The organism is Candidatus Enterococcus avicola, assembly GCF_047470845.1.
In the GTDB taxonomy this organism is placed as follows: domain Bacteria; phylum Bacillota; class Bacilli; order Lactobacillales; family Enterococcaceae; genus Enterococcus_D; species Enterococcus_D casseliflavus.
Genome location: NZ_JBLGTY010000046.1, coordinates 1 through 4,853, shown reverse-complemented (window position 1 = coordinate 4,853; position 4,853 = coordinate 1). Strand labels below are relative to the sequence as shown.

The 4,853-nt window shown below is 33.5% G+C and carries 6 protein-coding genes; 1 reads left to right on the top strand and 5 read right to left on the bottom strand.

Annotated features, from left to right (window positions below; genetic code table 11):
* Positions 1–44: 44 nt before the first annotated feature.
* The 4 genes from ACI3E5_RS17435 to ACI3E5_RS17420 all read right to left on the bottom strand — a co-directional run bounded on the left by ACI3E5_RS17435 (position 45) and on the right by ACI3E5_RS17420 (position 3,171).
* Entirely contained in the window at positions 45–197 is a 153-nt protein-coding gene (locus tag ACI3E5_RS17435) for a hypothetical protein (protein ID WP_002364543.1), read from the bottom strand.
* A gap of 48 nt (positions 198–245) precedes the next feature.
* On the bottom strand, positions 246–845 hold the full coding sequence (locus tag ACI3E5_RS17430) for a tyrosine-type recombinase/integrase (RefSeq protein ID WP_002364545.1): 600 nt from the start codon (positions 843–845) through the stop codon (positions 246–248).
* A 338-nt stretch (positions 846–1,183) separates the two neighbouring features.
* The gene (locus ACI3E5_RS17425) at positions 1,184–2,362 is read right to left on the bottom strand and encodes an IS256-like element ISEf1 family transposase (protein WP_000997695.1); all 1,179 of its coding nucleotides are present in this window, start codon (positions 2,360–2,362) and stop codon (positions 1,184–1,186) included.
* Positions 2,363–2,538: 176 nt separating this feature from the next.
* Positions 2,539–3,171: a pentapeptide repeat-containing protein gene (locus tag ACI3E5_RS17420; protein WP_002300136.1), complete on the bottom strand. Its 633-nt coding sequence runs from the start codon at positions 3,169–3,171 to the stop codon at positions 2,539–2,541.
* Between the two features lie 350 nt (positions 3,172–3,521).
* On the opposite strand from ACI3E5_RS17420, the gene ACI3E5_RS17415 reads away from it, so the two are divergent.
* Complete coding sequence (locus ACI3E5_RS17415; protein ID WP_002289237.1) at positions 3,522–3,821, top strand: bacteriocin immunity family protein; 300 nt, start codon at positions 3,522–3,524, stop codon at positions 3,819–3,821.
* Between the two features lie 222 nt (positions 3,822–4,043).
* Here ACI3E5_RS17415 and ACI3E5_RS17410 read toward each other — a convergent pair.
* Positions 4,044–4,853: IS256 family transposase (locus tag ACI3E5_RS17410; RefSeq protein ID WP_498822135.1), on the bottom strand; the 810-nt coding region annotated here is incomplete at its 5' end.

The window sequence follows — 4,853 nt, the reverse complement described above, 5'->3', positions numbered from 1 at the left end:
ATTATTGGGAATCCCAGCTTAAATCATAGATACCGTAAGGGATTTTATTCTTTATTTAAAACTTTGCAACAGAACCACCCTTCAAATTTTCCCGCATTATAAACCAGTTCCACAATGTTTTTCTTCAATAAATACACAGACTCTTTGCGAGATAAGTGGTATTTATCAGGAAATTTCGGACGCTTTTCTTCGTTCATCTTCTCACCTCTTGAATTTTTTCTTCTATTATATAGGGCATTATTCTGTCATAGATCCAAACTCTTTACTGCGGTATCTTTATCTTCCTGGGTGATCCCAATATAGCGTAAGGTCTCCCGTTGCGAAGAATGGTTGAGCAGCGACTGAATGATCTCTGTTTTGGTCCCTTGCTTGTACAAAAAATAGCCGAAGGTCTTGCGCATCGAATGGGGACCAATTTCTTTTAAACCAACCGCTGTTCCTGCTTCATGAATGATCCGCCAAAGGCTTTGTCGGGTCAAAGGCGTATCTGCTCCTTTTCGACTTGGAAACAAATAATTACTGAAGTCTTGTGCTTGCAGCTGCTCAAGAAATTCTGATTGAACATAATCAAGAATCACTTTTCGTAATTTGTTCGAAATGAAAACCGAATTGTGTTTAGCTGTTTTTTGTTCCTTCATGGCCAGACGTTCTTTGACAATCACTCGGCCACGAGAAATTTCTACCACGTCACTTAATTTCAACTGTCTTAAATCGGAGATTCGATACGCTGTATTGATCCCGATCGAAAAAAGCACCAAATTTCGTTGCCCATATTTTCCGGAAGCCAAAATTGCCTTCATGGCATCGATCTTTTTTTTATCGCGAATCGGTTCCACGCTCTTCATTTTTAGTCCCCTCTCAAATGTTACTTAATATGATTATAACAGATAATAAGTCACATTTAAACAAGCTATAGAAAAAAGGCCCTAAAAGAAAAGTGATTTCCTCTTAGAGCCTCTAAGGATAGAGCGATTTTAACGAATGTGACAGAATCCGATTGTGTCACATTAATCACAAGCTTTATTTCAATATCTTATCATTTAAATTATACGTTAAATATGACCACTATATTTTTTTGTTAATTTAAAATATACTTTGTTGTTCACTATTATTTTAGTCAAGTCCATAATCGGGAGCGTCAATAATTTTGTGTAAATAAATTGTCCTCCTGCAAAATAATTAGTTACTCAGTAAACATTGAAACTAATGTATCGGTTACCTGTTGAAAACCTTTATGGCTTCTGTTTAGAAATTTTTGATTGTATGTATCAAAAATGCTGACTAGAAAGCGTTCTAGTGATTCTTCATTTTGAAACTGCTCTTTTCTACGGCTGTATCTTTTAATTTGCTTATTGAAAGACTCGATTAGATTGGTTGAGTAAATGGTTCTACGAATGCTAGGTGGAAAATCATAAAAAGTTAATAAGTCTTGGTTTTCTATGAGTGACTGCGTCACTTTAGGATAGTTTTTCTTCCATTTCTCAATCATGCCGGATAAGAAGGTATTCGCTTCTTCTTTTGAGTTAGCTTGATAAACAGCCTTAAAGTCATCACAGATTTCTTTTCGGTCTTTGACACGTACTTTATGAGCGATATTACGAGATACATGGATACAACAATGCTGATATTTTGCTTTAGGATAAATTTGATGGATAGTATCTTTCATGCCTTTTAAGCCGTCCGTAATAAAAAGCAAGACTTCTTGAACTCCTCTGGAGTTAATATCCTGTAGCAGCTCATTCCAAACGTATGTTGATTCAGTTGGAGCAATCGCATAACTCAGTACTTCTTTAGTGCCGTCTTCTCGTATACCAATGGCAATATAAATCGCTTCTTTGGATACGGTTTGACGTTTTAGTGGAATGTAAGTAGCGTCCATAAAAATAGCGACATACTTATCATTTAAGGCTCTGGATTTAAAGGCATTTACTTCTTCAGTCAGAACTTTAGTCATGTTGGACATGGTTTGTGGAGTATAGTGATGACCGTACATTTTTTCGATCAAATCAGCAATTTCAGACATCGTAACACCTTTTTCGAATAAATGGATAATAGTGGTTTCCAATGTATCGTTTGTTCTTTTGTAGGCTGGTAAAGTTTGTTGTTTAAACTCACCATTACGATCTCTAGGTATTTCCAATGTTAATTCACCATATTCGGTTTTGATTGATCGAAAGTAAGAACCGTTTCTCGAATTACCTGAATTAAAACCAGTGCGATCATATTTTTCGTAATCTAAAAAAGCCGTTAATTCAGTCCGTAGGAGTGTGTTTATCGCTTTTTCTAAGTGCGAACGGAATAATTCATTTAAATCGCCTTTAGTGACTAGAGTTTGCACAATTTCTGTAGTAAAATCATTCATAGGGAAGTCCTCTTTTCTGTGAATTGGTTGTCGTTAACTTTATTCTACAGAAGCGACTTCCTTTTTTGTATGGATTTTTTCATTTACACAAAATATTTTACACTCTCGTTAAAATAGGCAATGTTTTTTTATGAATATTTGTATTGCTAAAAATTTATTTTATATATTCATTTTGATTATACTACTTTTATTTGTAAAAATTTTCTAGCAAAACCAAGCGCTTGCAACTGATTAAGCGTACAATTTTTTAGATGTTCCGGGCGTACTTCAATCATTTCAAAGGAGTTGCTACTTAAATCAATATTTTTTAAATCAGTATCAAAAAAGCTAGCATTTTCTAGATCATTAGTATAAAACATTGTTTTAGTGAGGGAACAGTCTACAAAATCTGCGCTTGATAAGACAGAGTGCTCAAAGTTACTTTCTTTTATGTTTGAACCAGATAAATTTACATAGTCCATTTTACAATTCTCGAATAACGTGTTCCCAATATAACTTTCCATCAATTTAGTACCTGTTAATTTACAATTGACAAATTTCACGCGATGCAACATGCTTTTTGTCAATATACAGCCTGAAAAATCACAGTTTTCGAATATACAGTCGGTAATCTCCATTCTTTGAAAATCATTGGAAGCAAAAAATGCATGCTTGAAAATAGATTTGTAAATAATTGGATGGCAGATTATTTGGTTTTCGATGACCTCTTTTTGTGAAAGGATATTATACAGTTCAAAATCTTCGTTTTCATAGATATGGAAAAAGGATCCTTTATTCAAGCTTGCTTCATTAACTTTAGGAAAAATCATATTTAATTACCTCCATTTTCATAAAGTCATATTAACAAAAGCTAAACCAACTTACATTAGCAGAAAATGAGATAGGTTTTCGCCTTTTTCGATAACGATAGTGTCGCTATCTCTTGAAACGTTCTTAGAATTGCCCTGAGAGACACAAATTAGGCGTAATTCTAATAAAAATCTTAGAATAAAAATTTTTACTGATTTAATTTAGAATGTTTTTAAAATAAAAATCGTTGCCATAACAGTGTATTGAAAGGTTTTAACAAATCAGTAATGATTTAAAAAAATCTAGATGTAGCGTATACTTTGTTTATAGAATGTAGTGGGAAGAAATATATTTTTGGGAGGAAATTGTGATGTCTAAAAGTGAAGAAATAGAAAACATGGTACTAAAATTATATGATCTCGTTTTAAATCCAGAGATCAAAGAAAAGGAACGTATACTTTTGATAGACGCAAAGACAGGCTTAGAAAAAGGTCAGTATTATCCTAAAGTCATAAATAATTTGGAACGTAGTTTACGTCCGTTAGCAATCAGGGGAGAATTGTCTAAACCAGTATCACCGTTTTATATGGAGATATCAACAATAGGAAAATTTGAAAAAGAATTAGGTCGAGGAATGGCTTCGGCACCGATTACTTTTGGGCATTTATAAAAACGAGTTATTCATCTCAATGAATTAAAAAGTATAGTCAATCACATAATGCAGGCTAGGTTCATTTATTTGAACAGAGTCTGTATTTTTTTATTCTAAATAAAGAAACAGATGTTTCTTTATATTGTATTTTATCCTTTAATTAACACAAAAACAGCTAGTATAAACTAGGGAGCGTCAATAATTTTGTGTAAATAAATTGTCCTCCTGCAAAATAATTAGTTACTCAGTAAACATTGAAACTAATGTATCGGTTACCTGTTGAAAACCTTTATGGCTTCTGTTTAGAAATTTTTGATTGTATGTATCAAAAATGCTGACTAGAAAGCGTTCTAGTGATTCTTCATTTTGAAACTGCTCTTTTCTACGGCTGTATCTTTTAATTTGCTTATTGAAAGACTCGATTAGATTGGTTGAGTAAATGGTTCTACGAATGCTAGGTGGAAAATCATAAAAAGTTAATAAGTCTTGGTTTTCTATGAGTGACTGCGTCACTTTAGGATAGTTTTTCTTCCATTTCTCAATCATGCCGGATAAGAAGGTATTCGCTTCTTCTTTTGAGTTAGCTTGATAAACAGCCTTAAAGTCATCACAGATTTCTTTTCGGTCTTTGACACGTACTTTATGAGCGATATTACGAGATACATGGATACAACAATGCTGATATTTTGCTTTAGGATAAATTTGATGGATAGTATCTTTCATGCCTTTTAAGCCGTCCGTAATAAAAAGCAAGACTTCTTGAACTCCTCTGGAGTTAATATCCTGTAGCAGCTCATTCCAAACGTATGTTGATTCAGTTGGAGCAATCGCATAACTCAGTACTTCTTTAGTGCCGTCTTCTCGTATACCAATGGCAATATAAATCGCTTCTTTGGATACGGTTTGACGTTTTAGTGGAATGTAAGTAGCGTCCATAAAAATAGCGACATACTTATCATTTAAGGCTCTGGATTGGTTCTGTTGCAAAGTTTTAAATAAAGAATAAAATCCCTTACGGTATCTATGATTTAAGCTGGGATTCCCAATAAT